Source organism: Micromonospora gifhornensis, assembly GCF_016863515.1.
Taxonomy (GTDB): Bacteria; Actinomycetota; Actinomycetes; order Mycobacteriales; family Micromonosporaceae; genus Micromonospora; species Micromonospora gifhornensis.
In genome coordinates, this window is the sequence record NZ_BOPA01000044.1 from 34,913 (window position 1) to 53,758 (window position 18,846).

19 protein-coding genes are annotated in these 18,846 nt (G+C 70.6%); 10 read left to right on the forward strand and 9 right to left on the reverse strand.

Going from position 1 to position 18,846, the window contains the following annotated elements:
* Position 1: 1 nt before the first annotated feature.
* Positions 2-439, reverse strand: coding sequence for a redox-sensitive transcriptional activator SoxR (soxR, locus tag Vgi01_RS26120; RefSeq protein ID WP_102660859.1), 438 nt, complete (start codon positions 437-439; stop codon positions 2-4).
* Positions 440-486: 47 nt separating this feature from the next.
* On the opposite strand from soxR, the gene Vgi01_RS26125 reads away from it, so the two are divergent.
* Together Vgi01_RS26125 and Vgi01_RS26130 are read left to right on the forward strand one after the other, a co-directional pair.
* The gene (locus tag Vgi01_RS26125; RefSeq protein WP_239089166.1) at positions 487-1,248 is read left to right on the forward strand and encodes a thiamine pyrophosphate-binding protein; all 762 of its coding nucleotides are present in this window, start codon (positions 487-489) and stop codon (positions 1,246-1,248) included.
* 29 nt (positions 1,249-1,277) lie between these two features.
* Positions 1,278-2,174, forward strand: coding sequence for a transketolase family protein (locus Vgi01_RS26130; protein ID WP_204292863.1), 897 nt, complete (start codon positions 1,278-1,280; stop codon positions 2,172-2,174).
* Here the strand turns inward: Vgi01_RS26130 and Vgi01_RS26135 are convergent.
* Positions 2,171-2,869 (reverse strand): glycosyltransferase family 2 protein, encoded by a 699-nt coding sequence (locus Vgi01_RS26135; RefSeq protein WP_013736487.1) that lies wholly within the window; start codon positions 2,867-2,869, stop codon positions 2,171-2,173. The two genes, Vgi01_RS26130 and Vgi01_RS26135, sit on opposite strands and share 4 nt — an antisense overlap.
* Positions 2,870-2,993: 124 nt before the next feature.
* Here Vgi01_RS26135 and Vgi01_RS26140 point away from each other — a divergent pair, with 124 nt between their 5' ends.
* A complete protein-coding gene (locus Vgi01_RS26140; protein WP_204292848.1) occupies positions 2,994-5,222 on the forward strand; it encodes a glycosyltransferase family 39 protein in 2,229 nt (742 codons plus the stop codon).
* A 132-nt stretch (positions 5,223-5,354) separates the two neighbouring features.
* Positions 5,355-6,956, forward strand: coding sequence for a ricin-type beta-trefoil lectin domain protein (locus Vgi01_RS26145; protein ID WP_204292849.1), 1,602 nt, complete (start codon positions 5,355-5,357; stop codon positions 6,954-6,956).
* Positions 6,957-7,030: 74 nt separating this feature from the next.
* On the opposite strand, the gene Vgi01_RS26150 is transcribed toward Vgi01_RS26145, so the two are convergent.
* Complete coding sequence (locus Vgi01_RS26150) at positions 7,031-7,540, reverse strand: hypothetical protein (protein ID WP_102660853.1); 510 nt, start codon at positions 7,538-7,540, stop codon at positions 7,031-7,033.
* 93 nt (positions 7,541-7,633) lie between these two features.
* Positions 7,634-8,806 carry a thiolase family protein gene (locus tag Vgi01_RS26155; protein WP_102660854.1) on the reverse strand — a complete coding sequence of 391 codons (1,173 nt, stop codon included), beginning with the start codon at positions 8,804-8,806 and terminating at the stop codon, positions 7,634-7,636.
* A gap of 127 nt (positions 8,807-8,933) precedes the next feature.
* Between Vgi01_RS26155 and Vgi01_RS26160 the strand changes: the two genes are divergently transcribed.
* On the forward strand, positions 8,934-9,404 hold the full coding sequence (locus Vgi01_RS26160; RefSeq protein WP_204292850.1) for a PH domain-containing protein: 471 nt from the start codon (positions 8,934-8,936) through the stop codon (positions 9,402-9,404).
* Here Vgi01_RS26160 and Vgi01_RS26165 read toward each other — a convergent pair.
* Both Vgi01_RS26165 and Vgi01_RS26170 read right to left on the reverse strand, forming a co-directional pair.
* Entirely contained in the window at positions 9,360-10,271 is a 912-nt protein-coding gene (locus Vgi01_RS26165) for a rhomboid family intramembrane serine protease (RefSeq protein WP_102660856.1), read from the reverse strand. The two genes, Vgi01_RS26160 and Vgi01_RS26165, sit on opposite strands and share 45 nt — an antisense overlap.
* Before the next feature lie 146 nt (positions 10,272-10,417).
* Positions 10,418-10,948 carry a peptidylprolyl isomerase gene (locus tag Vgi01_RS26170; protein WP_204292851.1) on the reverse strand — a complete coding sequence of 177 codons (531 nt, stop codon included), beginning with the start codon at positions 10,946-10,948 and terminating at the stop codon, positions 10,418-10,420.
* A 59-nt stretch (positions 10,949-11,007) separates the two neighbouring features.
* Here Vgi01_RS26170 and Vgi01_RS26175 point away from each other — a divergent pair, with 59 nt between their 5' ends.
* Positions 11,008-11,814: a hypothetical protein gene (locus tag Vgi01_RS26175; RefSeq protein ID WP_204292852.1), complete on the forward strand. Its 807-nt coding sequence runs from the start codon at positions 11,008-11,010 to the stop codon at positions 11,812-11,814.
* 150 nt (positions 11,815-11,964) lie between these two features.
* Here Vgi01_RS26175 and corA read toward each other — a convergent pair whose 3' ends face one another.
* From corA to Vgi01_RS26190, 3 genes are all read right to left on the reverse strand, one after another.
* Positions 11,965-13,023, reverse strand: a complete 1,059-nt coding sequence (gene corA, locus Vgi01_RS26180) for a magnesium/cobalt transporter CorA (protein ID WP_373307045.1) — start codon at positions 13,021-13,023, stop codon at positions 11,965-11,967.
* Positions 13,024-13,501: 478 nt separating this feature from the next.
* Positions 13,502-14,596, reverse strand: coding sequence for an aminotransferase-like domain-containing protein (locus Vgi01_RS26185; protein ID WP_204292854.1), 1,095 nt, complete (start codon positions 14,594-14,596; stop codon positions 13,502-13,504).
* Positions 14,597-14,791: 195 nt separating this feature from the next.
* On the reverse strand, positions 14,792-15,283 hold the full coding sequence (locus Vgi01_RS26190) for an ester cyclase (RefSeq protein ID WP_204292855.1): 492 nt from the start codon (positions 15,281-15,283) through the stop codon (positions 14,792-14,794).
* Positions 15,284-15,651: 368 nt separating this feature from the next.
* Between Vgi01_RS26190 and Vgi01_RS26195 the strand changes: the two genes are divergently transcribed.
* The 4 genes from Vgi01_RS26195 to Vgi01_RS26210 all read left to right on the forward strand — a co-directional run bounded on the left by Vgi01_RS26195 (position 15,652) and on the right by Vgi01_RS26210 (position 18,830).
* A complete protein-coding gene (locus Vgi01_RS26195) occupies positions 15,652-16,101 on the forward strand; it encodes an NUDIX domain-containing protein (RefSeq protein ID WP_102656577.1) in 450 nt (149 codons plus the stop codon).
* A 245-nt stretch (positions 16,102-16,346) separates the two neighbouring features.
* Positions 16,347-17,078, forward strand: coding sequence for a phosphocholine cytidylyltransferase family protein (locus Vgi01_RS26200; RefSeq protein ID WP_102656578.1), 732 nt, complete (start codon positions 16,347-16,349; stop codon positions 17,076-17,078).
* Positions 17,066-18,133 carry an iron-containing alcohol dehydrogenase family protein gene (locus Vgi01_RS26205; RefSeq protein WP_204292856.1) on the forward strand — a complete coding sequence of 356 codons (1,068 nt, stop codon included), beginning with the start codon at positions 17,066-17,068 and terminating at the stop codon, positions 18,131-18,133. Before Vgi01_RS26200 ends, Vgi01_RS26205 begins: the two co-directional genes overlap by 13 nt.
* Positions 18,117-18,830 carry a CDP-alcohol phosphatidyltransferase family protein gene (locus Vgi01_RS26210; RefSeq protein ID WP_204292857.1) on the forward strand — a complete coding sequence of 238 codons (714 nt, stop codon included), beginning with the start codon at positions 18,117-18,119 and terminating at the stop codon, positions 18,828-18,830. Before Vgi01_RS26205 ends, Vgi01_RS26210 begins: the two co-directional genes overlap by 17 nt.
* The last annotated feature ends 16 nt before the right edge of the window (positions 18,831-18,846 follow it).

An 18,846-nucleotide genomic window follows, 5' to 3' on the forward strand; every position in this document is an offset into this window, starting at 1 on the left:
ATCAGCGGGGCAGGGTCAGTCGCGCTCCGGGGCCTTCACCGGCCAACTCGTCGCCGGGGTTGTAGAGGTTGCAGCGGCTCAGGGACAGGCAGCCGCAGCCGATGCAGCCGTCGAGGTCGTCGCGGAGCCGGTTCAACAACCTGATCTTCTCGTCCAGGCGGTCGCGCCAGGCCATCGACAGCTGCGCCCAGTCGTCGGCGGTGGGCGTACGCGAGGCGGGCAGTGAGTCCAGTGCGGACCTGATCTCCTCCAGCGAGATGCCGACCTGCTGGGCGATCCGGATGAAGGCGACCCGGCGCAACTCGCCACGGTGGTACCGACGCTGGTTGCCGCCGGTGCGGTCGGCCCGGATCAGCCCCAGCCGCTCGTAGTAGCGCAGCGCGGACTGGGCCACCCCACTGCGGGCGGCGAGTTGACCGATGGTGAGTGCTTCGTGCATCACTTTCGCCTTGAGCTGAACCCTGCTTCAACTTGCAGGCTAGCCGCATGTCCTCACTAGCCACCATCACCACGCAGGTCGCCGAGGCGGCCGCACCGCTTGACGGCCGACACCCCGTCACCCCGCTTGACGGTCGACACCCTGTCGCCCCGCTGCTGGAGCGGGTCCGTGCCGGGCGCGACTTCGGGCCGAATGTCTACTCGACCCTCGACGTGCTGTGGGTGCTCTACGACCGCATCCTGCGGGTCACCCCGGCAACTGTCGACGAACCCGACCGGGATCGGTTCCTGCTCTCCAAGGGGCATGCGGTCGCCGGTTACTACGCGGTGCTGGCCGCGAAGGGGTTCATCCCACCCGACTGGCTCGACGATCAGGGTGGGCCGGGCAGCCTGCTCGGCGACCACCCGGACCGGACGCTGGTGCCGGGAGTGGAGATCGGCTCCGGGTCGCTCGGGCACGGTCTCGGCCTGGCCGTCGGCAGCGCGCTCGGCCTGCGCGCCCAGGGCCTGCTCGACCCCCGGGTGTACGTGCTGCTCGGCGACGCCGAACTGGACGAGGGCTCCAACCACGAGGCGATTGCGTACGCCGGTGCCGTCGGCCTGTCGAACCTGACCGCGGTCGTGGTCGACAACTCCTCCGCCACGTACGGCTGGCCGGGCGGGGTGGCCACCCGCTTCACGGTCAACGGGTGGACCGCCGCCACCGTCGACGGGCACGACCAGGACGCCCTGCACGCGGCCCTGACCGGGCACCACGGCCACCGGCCGCACGTCGTCGTCGCGGTCGTCAACAACGGAGAGCAGGCATGAGCGAGTTGAGCACGGTAGCGGAACTGAGCATGCGGGACTGCTTCGTCGACACCACCACCGCCCTGCTGGCCGAGAAGCCGCGTACGGCGTTGGTGCTCGCCGACATCTCCGCCTCCCTGTTCGCCTCGGCAGCCGAGCGGCACCCCGACCGGGTGCTCAACGTCGGCATCCGGGAGCAGTTGATGGTGGGGGTGGCCGGTGGGCTGGCGTTGACCGGGTTGCGTCCGATCGTGCACAGCTACGCGCCGTTCCTGGTGGAGCGGGCGTACGAGCAGATCAAGCTCGACCTCGACCACCAGGCGGCGAGCGCGGTGCTGGTCGGCATCGGCGGCTCGTTCGACCGGGCGGAGTCCGGTCGAACCCACTTCAGCCCGGCGGACGTCGCGCTCTTCGACACCCTCGGCGACTGGACGGTGCACGTGCCGGGGCACCCGGGCGAGGTGTCCGGGCTGCTGCGTGCGACGGTGGCCGCCGACACCTCGGCGTACCTGCGGCTGTCGATCCTGCAGAACGACCGCGCGTACGCCGGTGCCGGTGATCTGGTGGTGGTGCGGGACGCGGGTCCCGGCGCGGCCCTGCTGGTCGCGGTCGGCCCGATGCTGGACGCGGCGCTGGCCGCCGTCGCGGACCTGCCCGTCACGGTGGCCTACACGCACCGGCCGCGTCCGTTCGACGTCGCCGGCCTGCGGGCGCTCGCCGGCACAGAGGTGATCCTGGTCGAGCCCTACCTGGCGGGGACTTCCGCCCGCGTGGTCTCGGCAGCGCTGGCGGATCGGCCGCACCGGCTGCTCACGCTCGGGGTCGGTCGGGAGGAGCTACGCCGCTACGGTTCGGCGGAGGATCATCTGCGCTGGCACGGGCTGGACCCGGCCGGGTTGCGCCGGGCGTTGACCGGCTTCCTCACCCCGGCCGCGGTCGCGGGCTAGGCAGCGGTGGGACGGCGGCGAGTGCGCTCGCGTCCGAGGATCCAGAGCGCCTCGACCCCGTCCCGCCAGGTGATCTTCTTGCCTTCTTCGCGGCCCCGGGCCCGGTAGCTGATCGGCACCTCGTACGGCCGGATGCGGCGACGCAGCAGCTTGCCGGTCACCTCGGCCTCCATGCCGAAGCCTCGGGAGCGGATGTCCAGCGAGCGGTAGAGCGCGACCGGCATCAGCTTGAAGCAGGTCTCCAGGTCGCCGATGTAGGAGTTGAACAGCACATTGGCGGCCATGGTGACGCCTCGGTTGCCCATCACGTACCAGAAGCTGTAGGCGCTGTGGCTGCCGAAGGTCCGGTTGCCGTAGACCACGGTGGCCCGGCCGTCGAGCACCGGGGCGAGCAGTTTGGGGATGTCCTGCGGGTCGTACTCCAGGTCCGCGTCGAGGATGACCATGTATTCGCCCTCGGCGGCGGCGACCGCCGTACGGATCGCGGCACCCTTGCCTGCGTTGCGTTGATGCGTGATCACGCGCAGTCGGGCGTCGTCGGCGCGACCGAGAACCTCTCCGGTGCCGTCGCGGCTGCCGTCATCGACCACCACGAGTTCGATCTCGCACGGATATTCCACGGCCAACGCCTGCTTGAGGGCGTCCCCGATGCGCTCTTCCTCGTTGTAGACCGGCATGAGGATCGACAGCTTCACGGGAATCTCCACGAGGGCGGCAGTGTGTCGGCCATAGCCTAGCCTGGCAGCTCAGCGATGTGGTGGCGACTGCCGATGGACATCCGCCATCGCACATTCAGGCTGATGGTGTTTACTTCCGGCCATGTCGGCCGTCGGCTTTCCGCTCGTCCTGGCACCCGTCGCTGCCGTCGTCGCGCTGACCGTGGCGTTACGGCCACGGACCGTGGACAGTGTCGCGCCCCGGCGCCTCGCGGTGATCCGGGCCGCCCTGGCCACCGGCGCGTTCGCGGTGGTGACAGTCGAGGTGCTGGGCGGGTCGGGGCTGCTGACACTGCCCGCGTTCGCCGTGGCCTGGCTGCTCTTCGTGGTCGGGTGCGTGGCGGCAGCCGGGTGGCGGCAGCGCCGCGACCGGCGGAACCTGTCCACCGAGGCCGTGACGGCGTCCCTTGCGGATGCCGTGGACCGCACCGCCGCACCCGCCCTGGTCACGGCCGGGTCGGGCACGTCGGTGTCGTCCGGCACCCGACTGGCCACCGAGGTCCGCCCCGCCGAGGCAGGCTTCGACCGGGCACCGACGCCGGGCGGGGACGGCCCGGCACGCTGGTGGGCGCCGATCACCGGTTTCTGGCGTACGGCGGGTCGGGGCGAGCGGCTGCTCGCCGGTACGGTCGGCGGCCTCGTCCTGGTCGAGCTGCTGATCGCGCTGCTGGCCGCGCCGAACAACTTCGACTCGCAGACCTACCACCTGCCGAAGGTGGAACGGTGGGTGGCGCAGGGTGACCTGACGTTCTGGGCCACGGCGATCCACCGGCAGGTCACCATTCCACCGGGTGCCGAATATCTGCTGCTGCACCTGCGCCTGTTCACCGGCTCGGACGCACTGTTCAACCTGGTCCAGTGGGCCGCCGGGGTGGGTGCCCTGCTGGCGGTGACCCGGCTGACCGCTCAACTGGGCGGTGGTCGACGGGCCCAGTTGCTTACCGCGTTCCTGCTGGCCACCACGCCGATGGTGACGTTGCAGGCGACCAGCACCCAGACCGATCTGGTCTGTGCCGCCTGGGTTGTCTGCGCGGCCACCCTGGCCCTGGACGGGCTGCGGCGACGCGCCCACCTCGGCGACCTGCTCGCCCTGGGTGCGGCCACCGGTCTGGCGGCAGTGACGAAGACAAGTGGCCTGCTCGCGGTGGGGCCGCTGCTGGTGCTCTGGGGGCTGGGTCAGTTGCGCCTGGCGTACCTGGCCCGGTCGGCCGGTCGACGGCGGATTCCGGCCGGCAGCCTGGCCCGTACGGTCGGCGCGTCGGTGCTGATCCTGGTGGTCGCCGCCACCGTGGTCGGTCCCTTCCTGGGCCGGGTGTACGCCGAGTTCGGTCATCCGCTCGGCCCGGACCGGCTGCGCAACTCGGTGCCGATGGAGCGGCACGATCCGCCGTCGGTGCTGGTCAACGCGCTGCGCATCGGGCACACCGCGTTCGACACTCCGCTGGCACCGCTGCGGGACGTCACCGCCCGGGTGATCGTCGGGGTGGCCGACCTGCTCGGCGTCGATCCGCAGGACCGCGACATCACCTTCGGGCGGGAGAGCTTCCCTGAGCCGTCCTGGTATCCGGACGAGGATCGGGTGGCCTTCCCGCTGGCCGGGGTGCTGGCGTTGCTCGCCGTCGTGGCGGCGCTCCGCCGCCCGGCCCGGATCAGCCCCGGTACGGCCGGGGCGTTGCGGGCGTACGGCCTGGTGGTCGTGGTGGCGGTGCTGCTGCACACCACGATGATCAAATGGCAGCCCTGGGGGAACCGGCTGTTGCTCTATGCGCTGGCGGTGGCGGTGCCGCTGGCCGGGCTCTGGCTGGACGCGCTGCTGCGCCGCTCGGCCTCGGCGAGGCTCGCCGGCACGTCGGGACGCGCTGCGGGTGGGCGGCGGTCGATCGCCACGACAGTCGTGGTGACGGTGTTGGCGACCTCTGCACTGGCCGGCGTGCTGGCGGTGTCGTACGGCTTTCCCCGCAGGCTGGTCGGCACGGGCTCGGTCTTCACCACCGCCGAGTGGGAGTTGCGTTTCCTGCGGCGTCCCCAGTGGGCGGAGGAGTACCGGTGGGCGGCCGACGCGGTACGCGCCGCCGAGGCCCGCCGGATCGGCCTGTCGCAGCGCAACGACGACTGGGAGTACCCGTGGTGGTTGCTGCTGCGTGACGAGAACGGCCGGTCACCGGAGTTGGTCGCGCTCCAGTCGGTGGTGGACGGCCGTCCGGCGGCCGACCCGACGTCGGTGGACGCGATCGTCTGCGTCGGCAGTCGGACCCTCTGCGCGGACCTGGTGCCCGACGGCTGGGAGTTCGAGTTCCGCAGTTACGTCGGCTACGCCCTGCCCGGCCGCTGACCTCCTGCCCCATTTGGCCCGGTTGATCGCTGCACGCAAGTATCCCGAAGCGTATTCACATACCTGCATCTCACGCGTTACCTTCCGGTAACTCGATCGACGTCCCGCGATCGAACCGAAAGGAGCGCCTCGATGTCTGGTTCCCCTGCCGGGCGTGAACGGACGCCCCGACGGCGACTCGTCCAGGTCGCCGTCCTCGCCACCGCTCTCGTCCTGCCCATGCTGGCCGGGCCGGCCTCACCGGCCGCCGCGGCCGACCGTCCCGCCGTCCAGCCACTCCCCGCCCACCTCGAAACGATCCGCGCCGCCGAGGCCACCCAGCTGTACGGCACTCCCGGCATCCGGCCACTCGCCCAGCGCCGCACCGCGCTGATCACCATGGGCGACAGTCAGATCTCCGGCGAAGGGGTGGGCAACTACGTGCCCGGCACCCACCAGCCGGGCAACTGGTGCGACCGCTCGTACGACCAGGCGGTGTTCCGTACCGGCATCGCCGCCGACGAGCGCTACAACATCGCCTGCTCGGGTGCCACCCCGTGGAACCTGATCGCGGGCGGCCCGACCCAGCACAACGAGCTGAACCAGGGCGACCATCTCGCCATCAAGGCGCGCAACACCAACATCAAACTGATCTGGGTGGTGGTCGGCGCCAACGGCGACGGCACGATCCAGTTCGGTCCGGTCGCCACCGACTGCGCGGTGCGCCGCGTCCTCTTCCAGGGCCCCTGCTGGCCCACCTACACCGACCAGTGGACGGTACGCACCGACGGCAGCCGGCGCGCCGTCGAGGACGCGCTCAACGACATCCGCCGGACCATGACCGGTGCCGGTTACCTCAACTCCGACTATGAGCTGGTGCTGATGTCGTACTCCAGCCCGGCCAGCCCCGACGTGGAGGACAACCCCAACTTCCCCGGTTGGTACAACGGCGGCTGCCTGCTCTACCTGGCCGACGCCGCCTTCGCCCGGAACAAGGCGGTACCGCTGTTCGAATCGGCGCTACGGGCGGCGGCGGCCAACACCGGCACCCGCTACCTCGACGGCAGCCGGCTCTTCCACGGCCATGAGGTGTGCACCGACAACACCTCCGTACGCGGCCTCTACATCGAACTCGGCGTCTGGGACGAGAACGCGGCCCGCCAGTCGTTCCACCCGAACTACCGGGGTCACGGCATGTTCGCCCAGTGCATCACCCAGTTCTACGCCTCCGGCCAGCAGCAGGGCACCTGCGTCGACCCGGCGAGCACCGGCAACGGCGTGCTCTACCCGGGCCTGATGCAGTTCAAGCAGCTGCGCAACGCCGCCACCGGCACCTGCGTGGACGGCAAGGGGTACGACTCACGCAACAACACCGCGCAGCAGTCGTACCGCTGTCACGGGGGTCGTAACCAGGGCTTCTGGTACGACCCGACGCGGCAGTCGCTGCACTCCGAGCTGTCCCACGACCGTTGCCTGGACGTCACCGGCGGATCGTTGACCTCCGGCACGACTGTCAACATCTACGACTGCCACGGTGGCAACAACCAGAAGTTCGTCTTCTCCGGCAACCAGATCCGCGCCGCCGGCAACAGCAACCTCTGCCTGGCCTTCGACAACCCGCTGCTGGGCACCCCCCGGCTGCGGTTGGCGAACTGCTCCAGCAGCTCCCGACAGCAGTGGTCGTTCGAGTCGCGGTCGTTCGCGCAGCCCGTCGGGTACGGGTACGACGACTTCATCGGGTCTCGCGTCTACTGACGCCTGGCCCTGATCATCGGCGGGGCGGTGGGGTTCACCTGCCGCCTCGCCGGTCGTTGTCGGCGACGCGACGGTCAGTGGGCCGCGGCCGGGTGCAGCGTGGTCGGCCGGACGGCGGAGGCCTCCGCGACGGTCGCCAGTACCCGGGGTCGGGTGGTGCGTACCCGGGTGCGGAAGGCGTGGTTGAACAGCGCGTCGAGCTGCCACACCTGCTTCGGGTGCTGGGTGCGGACGAGGAAGCGCTCACGGATGCCGTCGATGGCGGTGGCCGCCAACTCGACCGAGTGCAGTCGGGGGTCGGGGCTCCAGGTCACGTGGCTCAGCTCGCGCAACTCGGTGTTGAGGTGCAGCCGCAGCCGATGCAGCACCCGGGTCTGCCGGGTGATCACGAGACGTCGGTGGGTGAGCAGGAGAAGGTACTCGCCGGACATCGGCCGGTCGGGCCGGCTGCACCGGGTGACCAGAACTGTGGCGTCGCTGGAGCCGACGCAGCGACGGAACACCGGCATGTGCCGGGTCGCGGTCTGCACCGCCAACCCGGCTTCGGCAGCGGCGGGAAGGAACGTTCGGGAGAAGACGTCCATGCCCTACCCAACGACCTTGCTCAACCGGTGACGTGGCTCACGCAACTGCTTTTTGCAAATTCCACGTTACGAAGATCGGCTCAGCGGCGCAGGTCAGAGCAGCTCGACGATAGTCGCATTCGCCATTCCGCCACCCTCGCACATCGTCTGGAGGCCGTAGCGGATGCCGTTGTCGCGCATGTGGGCGAGCATCGTCGTCATGATCCGGGCACCCGATCCGCCGAGCGGGTGCCCGAGCGCGATCGCCCCGCCACGCGGATTGAGCCGCTCCGGGTCCGCCTCGGTCTCCGCCAGCCAGGCCAGCGGCACCGGGGCGAACGCCTCGTTTACCTCGTACACCCCGATCTCCTCGATGCCCAGCCCCGCGCGGCGCAGCGCCTTCGCGGTGGCCGGGATCGGCGCGGTGAGCATGGCGACCGGGTCGTCGGCGGCGACCACGGCGGTGTGGATGCGGGCCAGCGGCCGCAGGCCGTGCCGGCTGGCCCACTCGCTGGTGGTGACGGCCAGCGCGGCCGCGCCATCGGAGATCTGCGAGGCCGAACCGGCGGTGACCACTCCGTCCGGGCGGAACGGGGTGGGCAACTCGGCCAGCTTCTCCAGTGAGGTGTCCCGGCGTACGCCCTCGTCCGCGGCGAACTTGCCGCCGTCCGGGAGGACGACCGGCGCGATCTCGCCCTCGAACGCTCCGGCGTCCTGGGCGGCGGCGGCCTTCTCGTGGCTGGCCAGGGCGAACTCGTCGAGCTGAGTACGGGACAACCGCCAGCGCTGCGCGATCAACTCCGCGCCGACGCCCTGGTTGAACGGCAGCGGCGAATCCTCGGCGACGCCCTCGACGCCCCGGTAGCGGGCCAGGATCAGCTCGCTGAACGGCTGGCCACCGGCCACGCTGGAACCCATCGGCACCCGGGTCATCGACTCCACCCCGCCGGCGACCACCAGGTCGGCCTGGCCGGAGAGCACTGTGGCGGCGGCGAAGTGCAGCGCCTGCTGGCTGGAGCCGCACTGCCGGTCCAGCGTGGTGCCGGGCACCGACTCGGGCCAACCGGCGGCGAGCACCGCGTTGCGTGCCACGTTCCAGGACTGCTCGCCGACCTGGGAGACGCACCCCCACACCACGTCGTCTACCTGCGCCGGGTCGAATCCGGTCCGTTCGGCGAGGGCGCGCAGCACGTGCGCCGACAGATCCACCGGGTGCACTGCGGCAAGGCTGCCCTTGCGCCGTCCGACCGGGGTACGCACCGCACCGACGACAACCGCGTCACTCATCTGTACTCCCCGGTAACTTGGGCTGCCTCGATCCTACGCCCATCTGCCGGCCGTCCGCCCGCGCTGGCATGCTGGTCTCGTGCCTTCCGAAACGGATGCTGGTCGGGTTCCTGCCGGGACGACCCCGATGCAGTGGCGGATTCCTGCCGCCGTACCGGTGCTCAAGCTGGTCGGCGCGGCCGGCCTCCTCGCCCTGGGGTTCCTGCTGGCCGAGGGTGACCTGCTCCGGCCGGTGGCCGGCGCGTTGGGTGCCGCGCTGCTGGCCGGGTGGGGCGTACGAGACGTGATCGCGCCGGTCCGGCTGGCGGTCGATCCGAGCGGGATCACCGTGCCGAAGGGCTGGACCGGCCGGCAGCACCTGCCCTGGTCGGCGGTGGAGAGCATCCGGGTGCAGCGCCGACCCGGACGCGGCTTCGCCGGCCCGGCGCTGGAGATCGACACCAGCGAGACGCTGCACCTGTTCAGCCGGCTCGACCTCGGCACCGACCCGGAGGACGTCGCCGACGCCCTGGCCGCCGTCCGCCCGGAGCCGGCACGCCCGTCCCGGCCGCCCTCAGGCGAGCAGGGCGACGGTACGGATCAGCGCCGCGCCGAGTAGCAGCACCATGATCACCGTGCCGCCCACCGCCTGCACCAGCGTCCGGTGTGACCTCGGAGCGTAGGCCAGCACGAGGGCCATGAGCCCGCCGAACACCAGGCCACCGAGGTGCCCGGCGATCGAGATCTGCGGCACGGTGAACGTGAAGATCAGGTTGATCACCAGGATCGGCAGGATCGCCGAGGTGTCCCGACCGAGCCTTCTCATGATCACGAATATCGCCGCGAAGAGACCGAAGATGGCGGTGGACGCGCCGGCCGACATCTGGTTCGGCGGGCTGAACACGTACACCGCGACGTTGCCGCCGAAGCCGGCGATGAAATAGAGCGCGGCGAAGCGCAGCGGCCCGAGCACCGCCTCCAACGACTGGCCCAGCACCCAGAGCGCCCACATGTTGAGCAGCAGGTGCAGTACGCCGTAGTGCAGGAACATCGCGGTGACCAGGCGATACCACTGGCCCTCGGCGACCCCGCCGATGCTGCCGTCGAGGAACATCGCCCGACCCAGCACGGCACCCCACTCGGTCAGCGGGGTGCTGCCACCCATCAGACCGCCGAAGCCGGTGCCACCGGCCGCCGCGTCCCCGCCCCGATCGGAGGCGATCGACACCAGCATGATCAGCACGTTGATCGCGATCAGCGCCTTGGTCACGTAGCCGTGCCGGCCGGCGGCACCGCCACCGAAGGCGGTACGCGCCGGCCGGACGCTACGACGTCCTTCCGACACACACTCCGGGCACTGGAAGCCGACGGATGCCTCGTTCATGCAGTCCGGACAGATCGACCGGTCGCACCTGGTGCATCTGACGTACGTCTCCCGCCCGGGGTGGCGGTAACAGGCCGGAGTGGTCGGCGCGGACTCACTCACCGCGAGCCCCAGGTGCCCGAGCGCTCAGTCATGCGAGCAAAGGTACCTTGATCCGCCGCAGCGACGGATGGGCCGCACCCCGGTCGGATCCTCCGTGCCCGCCACACCCAGGCCCGGGCGGCGGACACGGCCGGACGACGTACGGGTCAGGCGCCCTGACGCTCGATCTCGACCCGCTCGATGACGACGTCCTGCAGCGGCCGGTCGCTCGGGCCGGTGGGGGTGTTGGCGATCGAGTCGACAACCTTCGCGGACTGCTCGTCGGCCACCTGACCGAAGATGGTGTGCCGGTTGTTCAGGTGCGGGGTCGGCGAGACCGTGATGAAGAACTGCGAGCCGTTGGTGCCCGGCCCGGCGTTCGCCATCGCCAGCAGGTAAGGCCGGTCGAAACGCAGCTCGGGGTGGAACTCGTCGGCGAAGTTGTAGCCCGGGCCGCCGCGACCGGTGCCGGTCGGGTCACCCATCTGGACCATGAACCCGCTGATCACCCGGTGCGAGATGGTGCCGTCGTAGTACGGACCGCTGCCCGGCTGGCCGGTCCGCGGGTCGGTGTACTCGCGCGTGCCCTCGGCCAGCTCGACGAAGTTGCGGACCGTCTTCGGCGCGTGGTTCGGGAAAAGCTCCAGCCGGATCGGACCGGCGTTGGTGTGCAAGGTGGCGTAGACAGCCTCGGCCACGGGTACTCCTCACTCGTTGGTCAGTTCCTTGCGGATCCTCCCATGTGCCCGATCTGGACATGCGGAGGCATCCGAAGGTGGAGGATGACAGAGGACAACTCCCAGGAGGTGGGAACGTGTTTGGATTCGCGCGGCGCAAGACCCAGGGGCAACTGGCCAGGGCCGAGCTGAACCGCGGCGTTGGTCACCTGCGTCAGGCTGCCACGCACGCGGCGAAGGGTGCCGGCGCCACCGTCGGTCCACGGGTCGAGGCGGCTCGCAGTGCCGTCATGCCAGCCACAGTCATGATCCGTGATCGCGCGTCGAGCGGTCTGGCGACGACGGCTGCGGCACTCGCGCCCCTGACCCTGGCGATGCGGCAGGCGCAGGCCGAGGCAGCCGGTAAGGCTGCCGCCGGAAAGAAGGCTGCCGCTACCAAGAAGGCGGCGGCCACCAGGAAGGTCAAGGCGAAGAACATGAAGGCGAAGAAGAAGTCCCGCCGCGGCACCATGATCGGCCTGCTCGCCGCCGGCACGGTGGCCGGCCTGGCCGGTGCGATGGCCCTGCGGCGCTACCGGGAACAGCAGGCGTGGGCCGAGTACGACCCGGGCACGACGCTCGAGCCGATGCGCGAGGAGGTGGAGACCATCGAGGTGCGTACGACCGGCCCCGCCGGCGCAGGCAAGGCCTCGACCGGCGCGGGCAGTTCCGCGGTGGCCGCTGGCGACAGCGCCTCCACCACCAAGACCACCACCCCGCCCAAGCCCACCCCGACCGACAAGGTCCCCTCGGTCGCCGAGGGCGCCCGCACCACCAGCGGCCGCCCCGCCGACAACCTCACCCAGGCCGTCAACAACTCCCCCTCCACCTCCAACGGCCGCCCCTAACCCCCTGCCCCCTCACCCTCACCCACCCCCCTCGCCCCGTCGATCTTGCACTTTGTGTCGGTGCAAAGCGGACTTGTGTCGCGAATCAGCGACCGAAACTGCAAGATCGGCGGGCGAGAGGGGTGAGGGTGCGGGGAGGGCGGGAGGGGGTTAGAGCCAGTCGTTGCGGCGGAACCAGCGGTAGAGGGCCAGGGAGATGGTGAGCATCAGGGCCAGGACCACGGGGTAGCCGTAGGCCACCTTCAGTTCGGGCATGAACTCGAAGTTCATGCCGTAGATGCCGGCGATGGCGGTCCAGACGGCGGCGATGGCCGCCCACGCGGCGATCTTGCGCATGTCGTTGTTCTGGTCGACCGTCACCTGGGCCAGGCGCGCCTGGAGGATCGAGTTCAGCAGGTCGTCGTACGAGTTGACCTGCTCGACCGTACGACTGAGGTGGTCCTGCACGTCACGGAAGTAACGGCGTACTTCCTTGGGCACCTCGCGGTTCATCTGCGTGGTCAACGCGAGCAGCGGACGCTGCAACGGCATCACCGCGCGCTTGAACTCCACAAGTTCCCGCTTCAGCTGGTAGATCCGCTGGATCCGGCCGGTGGCCTGACGGTCGAAGACCTCGATCTCCAGCACGTCCATGTCGTCCTCGAGCTGGTCGGCGACCTCCAGGTAGAGGTCGACGACCCGGTCGGTGATCGCGTACGCGACCGCCCAGGGGCCGTGCAGCAGCAGGTCCTGCCGGCTCTCCAACTCCTCCCGAACCGGTGCGAGCCGGCTGGCGTCGCCGTGCCGGACACTGATCAGGAAGTGTGGACCGATGAAGAGCATCACCTGCCCGGTCTCCACGACCTCGGAGTTCTCGGTCAGCTCGGTGTGCTCGCAGTAGCGGGCCGTACGCAACACCAGGAAGCTGACCTCGCCGAAGCGCTCCAGCTTGGGCCGCTGCTGAGCCTTGACGGCGTCCTCGACGGCCAACTCGTGCAGCCCGTAGCTCTCGGCGATCTCGGTCATCTCGGCCAGCTCCGGCTCGTGCAGCCCGAGCCACACGAAGCCGCTCTCCTCGCGGCGCGCCGCCGCCAGCGCCTCCGCGAAGTTCCACTCGCCGGGCTGGCGCCTACCGTCGACGTAGACCGCGCAGTCCACCACCGCGCTGCGCGGCGACTCGGCCGGAGCCGTCACCGTCCGTGTTCCGTCCGGACTGAGGCGACGTGTCACGGCGCGTACCGGCGACCAGTCGCGGGGCCGCAGCGCCCGGCCGGCGACCGCGGAGCGGGCCCGGTCCTGATCCGGCGGTGACGTCCGCTGGTCGGCGGTGGAGGTGTTCCGGCCTCGCTTGATCCGATCGGTCATCACGCCCCCTCCGCACGCCCTGGTTGCGGCTTGCAGGGTACGCCGCGGCGACGATCATGGTGGCTCCGGCGACCGCCGGGGGGTGGCGCCGGACGGACCGGACCGCTACGGGGGGTGAGGCTGCGGCCCGGCCCGCCCGGCGCCATGGGGGCGGGGGTGGTGCTGCCGCGTCACCCGGGGCGTACGGCGGCCGGCTCGCGTCGGGCATGTCCACGACGGTCGAAGCCCGAAAGGCCGCAGTACGCAGGTGAGTGACGCTCGCAGCATTGTGAGCCGCCGGTCGCCCCAAGGGGGAGCCCTGGAGCGACCGGCGTGGCCGTACTGTCAGAAACCCGACAGATAATCAGCCGCGAACCGCTTCCATCGCCTCGGAAAGCCGCCGCACGCCCTCGTCGACGCGATCCGCGGTGACCGCCGAATAGGCGAGCCGGAGCGCGTGCCGCCCACCGTCGATGACGAAATCACTGCCCTTGACCACCGCGACGCCCCGCTCGGCAGCCGCCGGCGCCAACTTCTCGACGTCGACGTCCTGCGGCAACTCGACCCAGAGGAAGTAGCCGCCGTCCGGCTCCACGAACCGGGCCTCGGGAATGTGCCGGCGCAGCGACTCGGCAAGCACCCGCGCCCGCTCGCCGAGCGCCGCCCGGACCGTCTCGATCGACCGCTCGATGTCGCCGGAGACGCAGAACTGGTGCACGATCGCCTGCGCCACCATCCCGGGCGAGATGTAGAGGCTTGTCGCCTTGCTCGCGATGGCACCGATCAGGTCCGCCGGGCCGATCAGGTAGCCGACCCGTACGCCGGGGCAGACCGTCTTGGTGAAGCTGGAGGCGTGCACCACGACGCCGCGGGTGTCCATCGACAGCATCGACGGCAGCGGCTCGCCACGGAACCGGATGTCGGCGTACGGGTCGTCCTCGAAGATCGTGAAGCCGTACTCCGCGGCCAACTCCAGCAGCTCCCGGCGCTTGTCCAGGGAGAGCGTCACACCGGCCGGGTTCTGGTAGTTCGGGATGATGTGCGCCAGCCGTGGCCGCACCCCGGACTCCAGCAGCTTGCGCAGCTCGGCAGTGTCCAGGCCGTCCGGCTGGATGGTGATCCCGTGCAGCTCGCTGCCCATCCGCTGAAGGTTCAGCAGGGTCCGGTCGTAGGTCGGCCGCTCCACCACCACGGCGTCACCGGGGCGTACCAGGTGGTCGAAGAGGAAGGCGTCGGCCTGCAGGGAACCGTTGGTGATCAACACCTGGTCGGCCTGGACCCCGTGCTTCTCGGCGATCCACTTCCGCAGCGGAAGGTAGCCGACGGAGGTGCCGTACGCGGTCACCCCGGCGGGATCGGCATCGAACGCGCGGACGGCGGCGGCCTTGAGCCCTTCGACATCGACGATGTCCAGCGAAGGCGCGCCACGGGCGAAGGAGATCAACTGCTCGGCGGTCATGGCTGTTCAGCGTACGTGCGGTAGCAGGGCGTACGCCGACGGCACGGCGATGTCCGCATCCTGAGCCACCGGGTCGGGTGAGCCGAGCGACCGGGAAGGTGAGGCGGGCGACCCGGGAGGACGGGCTCAGCCGACCGGGGAGTCAGCCCGGTCGCGCCGGACTGCGCGGCAGGTGCGGCCGGACGGCGGAGCAGGTCAGGCCGCCGCCGGTTCCCGTCCGGCGAACACCGGCTCGCCGGTCGACACGGATGCCAACGGCACCTGCCGGGAAAGGCCCGCCACCTGCACCCCGAGCGAGGTGATCAGCTGCCCCCAGTCGAAGTAGCACCGCCAGGTGACGATCCGACCCCGCCGTACCCGGACCATGTCCACCACCTGCCAGGACACGGATTGACCGGTCGGCGCGACGGTGCCGAACGGGGTGTGCAGCACCCCGGTGTGGGTGCCGGTCAGCCGATGCTCGACCGCCGCCCCACCGGCCGTGCGCACCGCGCCGAGTGGGTCGACCCGCAGATCAGGAAAGGCACCCGTCCAGGTACGCAGCAGCGCCGGCAATTCGGTCGGACGCACCGTCACGCCGGGCATGCCGTAGCTGCCGTCGACCGCGTACAACTCGGGCAGGCGGGCCACGTCCCGCCGCAGCAGCATGGCGTACTGCTGCTCGATCAACCGGTCCGCCCCACGCATCCTGTCCTCCCCACCAACCCACTCCACCCCCGACCCAACCCCCATACCCCCCACCCCACCCCGCCACACCGCCCCACCCCTCCTCACCCCCACCCCCACCCCACCCCACCCCACCCCACCTCGCCCCGCCCCGCCTCACCCCCGCCTCACCCCACCCCACCCGCCCGCCCCGCCTCGCCTCGCCTCGCCCCGTCGATCTTGCACTTTTGGACGCTGATTCGCGGCATAGGACCGTTATGCGGGGACACAAAGTGCAAGATCGACGGGTAGAGGGGGGCGGGCGGGTGGGGGGCGGGCGGAGGGGCGGGCGGGTAGAGGGGGCGGGCGGGTGGTGGGTGGGTGGGGTGGGGGAGGGTTAGGGTGCTGGGGTGTCCGTCGAGCCGTTGCGGTGTGCGGGAGCGCTGATCGTCGACCCTGAGGGGCGGCTGTTCTTTCAGCGTCGGTCGGCGGACCGCCGCCTGTTCCCCAACTGCTGGGACATCGTCGGCGGTCACGTCGAACCGGGCGAGACCGTTGAGGAGGCCCTGCGTCGGGAGGTCCTGGAGGAGACCGGCTGGCAGGTGGCGGAGATCCTCGGCCCGGTCGGTGAGTTCCGCTACGTCGGTGACGACGGTCTGACCCGGATCGAGTACGACTGGCTGGTCCGGGTCGATGGTGACCTGACCGCACCGGTGCTGGAGGCCGGCAAGCACACCGAGTACCGCTGGCTCGGTCCGGACGATGTCGACGTGCTGGACGAGCACCGCCACGTCAACGAGGGCCTGATCCGCCAGATCGCGGAGCGAGCCTTCGCCCTGCTGAGGTCGACTCCTTCCTGAACGACAGCGGCGGACCAGCGCACACGACAGCGGCGGACCAGCGCACACGCCGCACAGCCGCCCTTGTCGCGTAAGCCGCACTGGTCGCGGGCCGCCACCTGGGCGCGCGGTGCCGGGCGACCCGGGTCGCGGCGGCTGGAGATGTTGGCCGACCTGGCAGCGCTGTCCGGCTGGGCCGACGGCAGCCCACGGGACGGCGCTATCCTCCTCCGGTGAACGCCGTTGAGACAGAGACTGGTACCGGAATGGTCGGAATGGTGCTGGCGGCTGGCGCGGGTCGCCGGCTGCGCCCGTACACCGACACCCTGCCGAAGGCGCTGGTGCCGGTGGATGGCGAGATCACCATCCTCGACATCGCCCTGCGCAACCTGGCTGAGGTGGGACTCACGGACGTCGTGGTGGTGGTCGGGTACGCCGCGGACGCCGTCCGGGAACGCCAGGCCGACCTGGAGCGCCGGTACGGCGTCACGATCACCCTCGTGCACAACGACAAGGCCGAGGAGTGGAACAACGCGTACTCGCTCTGGCTGGCCCGGGACTGGTTCGCCCGCGGCGTGCTGCTGGTCAACGGTGACACGGTGCACCCGGTGAGCGTGGAGAAGACGCTGCTCGCCGAGCGTGGTCCCGGTGTGCTGCTGGCGATCGACAACATCAAAGCGCTGGCGGAGGAGGAGATGAAGACCACCTTCGACGCCGCCGGCCAGCTCACCCGGATCACCAAGCTGATGGACCCGGCCGAGGCGTACGGCGAGTACATCGGCGCGACGTTGATCGAGCCGCAGGTGGCCGAGGCGCTCGCCGATGCGCTGGAGGCGACCTGGCGACGCGACCCGAACCTGTACTACGAGGACGGTTACCAGGAGTTCGCCGACCGGGGTGGCGAGGTGCGAGCCGCTCCGATCGGGGACGTGTCCTGGGTCGAGGTCGACAACCACGCCGACCTGGCCCGGGCTCGGGAGATCGCGTGCCGTTACTAGCCCGTACCGTCACGACGCCGCTGTCGATCGAGGTCCGCCGCGGTGCGGTGTCGGACCTCGGCGCGCTGCTCGCCGACCGGCGGATCTCCGGGGGCGGCGACGTGGCGTTGGTGGTCGGCCCCGGGCAGGGCGAGAAGATCGCCGACCTGTGCCGGCCCTCGCTCGGATCGGCCGACATCTTCACCGTCAGCGGCGGCACTGTCGACTCGGCCAACGCGCTGGGCGACCAACTGCGCCGCCGACACTACGACGCGGTGGTCGGGATCGGTGGCGGCAAGACCATCGACACGGCCAAGTACGCCGCCACCCGCTACGCCCTCCCGATGGTCACCGTGGCGACCAGCCTCGCCAACGACGGCATCGCCTCCCCGGTGGCCTCATTGAGCCACGAGGGCGGCAAGGGGTCGTACGGCGTACACATCCCGATCGCCGTCCTGGTCGACCTCGACTTCGTGGAGAACGGCCCGGATCGGCAGACCCAGGCCGGCATCGGCGACGCGGTGAGCAACCTCAGCGCCTGTGCCGACTGGGAGCTGGCCCATCAGGTACGCGACGAGCCGATCGACGGACTGGCCCTGACGCTGGCCCGGACCGGGGCGGAGGCCCTGGTCAACCACCCCGGCAAGATCACCGATGACGCCTTCCTGACCACGCTGGCCGAGGCGCTGATCCTGGGCGGCATCTCGATGTCGGTCTGCGGTTCCAGCCGGCCGGCCAGCGGCGGCGACCACGAGATCTCGCACGCCATCGACCACCTCTACCCGGGCACCGGCTCGCACGGCGAGCAGGTCGGCCTGGGTGCCCTGTTCTGCACCTTCCTGCGCGGTGACCTGGAGCGCTTCGGCCAGCTCGCCCGCTGCCTGCACCGGCACGGCCTCTCCACCCGGCCGAGCGAGTTGGGTCTCACCGACGAGCAGTTCGTCGAGGCGGTCGCCTTCGCGCCGCGTACCCGGCCGGACCGCTACACCATCCTCGAACACCTCGCGTTGTCCGCTGACGACCTTCGTACCCGGCTGGGAGATTACGTTGACGCCCTCCGTGAGCACCTTGGCTGAGCCGACCCACCCCACGATCGCCGACTTCCACCGGGTGAACCGGGGCGGTGGCCTGTTCAGCGAGTCGGTCAGCCAGTGGATCGGTGCGGTCTTCGCGCTCGTCGCCCAGCGTCTCGGGCTCCGGCCTACCGCACTGACCATCACCAACCTGGTGCTCGGGCTGGCCACCTCGGCCACCGTGGTCGCTCTCGCCGGCCCGGTCGCCGCCGGGGACGTACCGGCCTGGCTGGTGGGGCTGCTCGCCCTGGTCGGCTGGCAGGTGGCGTACGCCCTGGACTGCGCCGACGGCCAGTTGGCCCGGGTGACCGGCCAGGGCAGTGCGGCAGGCGCCCGGGTGGACGTGCTCTGTGACGTGGCGGCTCAGATCGCCCTGGTCGCCGCGTTGTCCGCGACTGCGGTGGCGCAGCGCCCCTCGACGCCGGTGTGGCTGGTGGCCGCGTTCGCCGGGAGCTGGATGGTCAACCTGGTCACCTCGGTGATGCAGTCCGGCCCGAACGCGGCAAGCATGGTCACCTCGACCTCGCTGCCCGTACGCCTGGTCAAGCTGGTCCGCGACTACGGCGCGGTGATCTTCGCGGCGGCCCTGGTCCTGGCGGTCGCTCCGGCGCTGGTGTTCTGGGTGATCGTGGCGTTCACGATCGTCAACGGCGGCTTCCTGCTCGCCAGCATCGCCTTCTCCGCCCGCGCCAGCTGGTAAGGAAGGGCACCTTCTT

Bases quoted from the DNA above. Each gene is read 5' to 3' on its own strand.
- Vgi01_RS26145 (WP_204292849.1), top strand. From the start codon at position 5,355: ATGTCTGGTTCCCCTGCCGGGCGTGAACGGACGCCCCGACGGCGACTC.
- Vgi01_RS26200 (WP_102656578.1), top strand. From the start codon at position 16,347: ATGGTCGGAATGGTGCTGGCGGCTGGCGCGGGTCGCCGGCTGCGCCCG.
- Vgi01_RS26150 (WP_102660853.1), bottom strand. From the start codon at position 7,540: ATGGACGTCTTCTCCCGAACGTTCCTTCCCGCCGCTGCCGAAGCCGGG.
- soxR (WP_102660859.1), bottom strand. From the start codon at position 439: ATGCACGAAGCACTCACCATCGGTCAACTCGCCGCCCGCAGTGGGGTG.
- Vgi01_RS26155 (WP_102660854.1), bottom strand. From the start codon at position 8,806: ATGAGTGACGCGGTTGTCGTCGGTGCGGTGCGTACCCCGGTCGGACGG.
- Vgi01_RS26175 (WP_204292852.1), top strand. From the start codon at position 11,008: ATGCGGAGGCATCCGAAGGTGGAGGATGACAGAGGACAACTCCCAGGA.
- Vgi01_RS26130 (WP_204292863.1), top strand. From the start codon at position 1,278: ATGCGGGACTGCTTCGTCGACACCACCACCGCCCTGCTGGCCGAGAAG.
- Vgi01_RS26125 (WP_239089166.1), top strand. From the start codon at position 487: ATGTCCTCACTAGCCACCATCACCACGCAGGTCGCCGAGGCGGCCGCA.
- Vgi01_RS26185 (WP_204292854.1), bottom strand. From the start codon at position 14,596: ATGACCGCCGAGCAGTTGATCTCCTTCGCCCGTGGCGCGCCTTCGCTG.
- Vgi01_RS26140 (WP_204292848.1), top strand. From the start codon at position 2,994: ATGTCGGCCGTCGGCTTTCCGCTCGTCCTGGCACCCGTCGCTGCCGTC.
- Vgi01_RS26160 (WP_204292850.1), top strand. From the start codon at position 8,934: ATGCAGTGGCGGATTCCTGCCGCCGTACCGGTGCTCAAGCTGGTCGGC.
- Vgi01_RS26190 (WP_204292855.1), bottom strand. From the start codon at position 15,283: ATGCGTGGGGCGGACCGGTTGATCGAGCAGCAGTACGCCATGCTGCTG.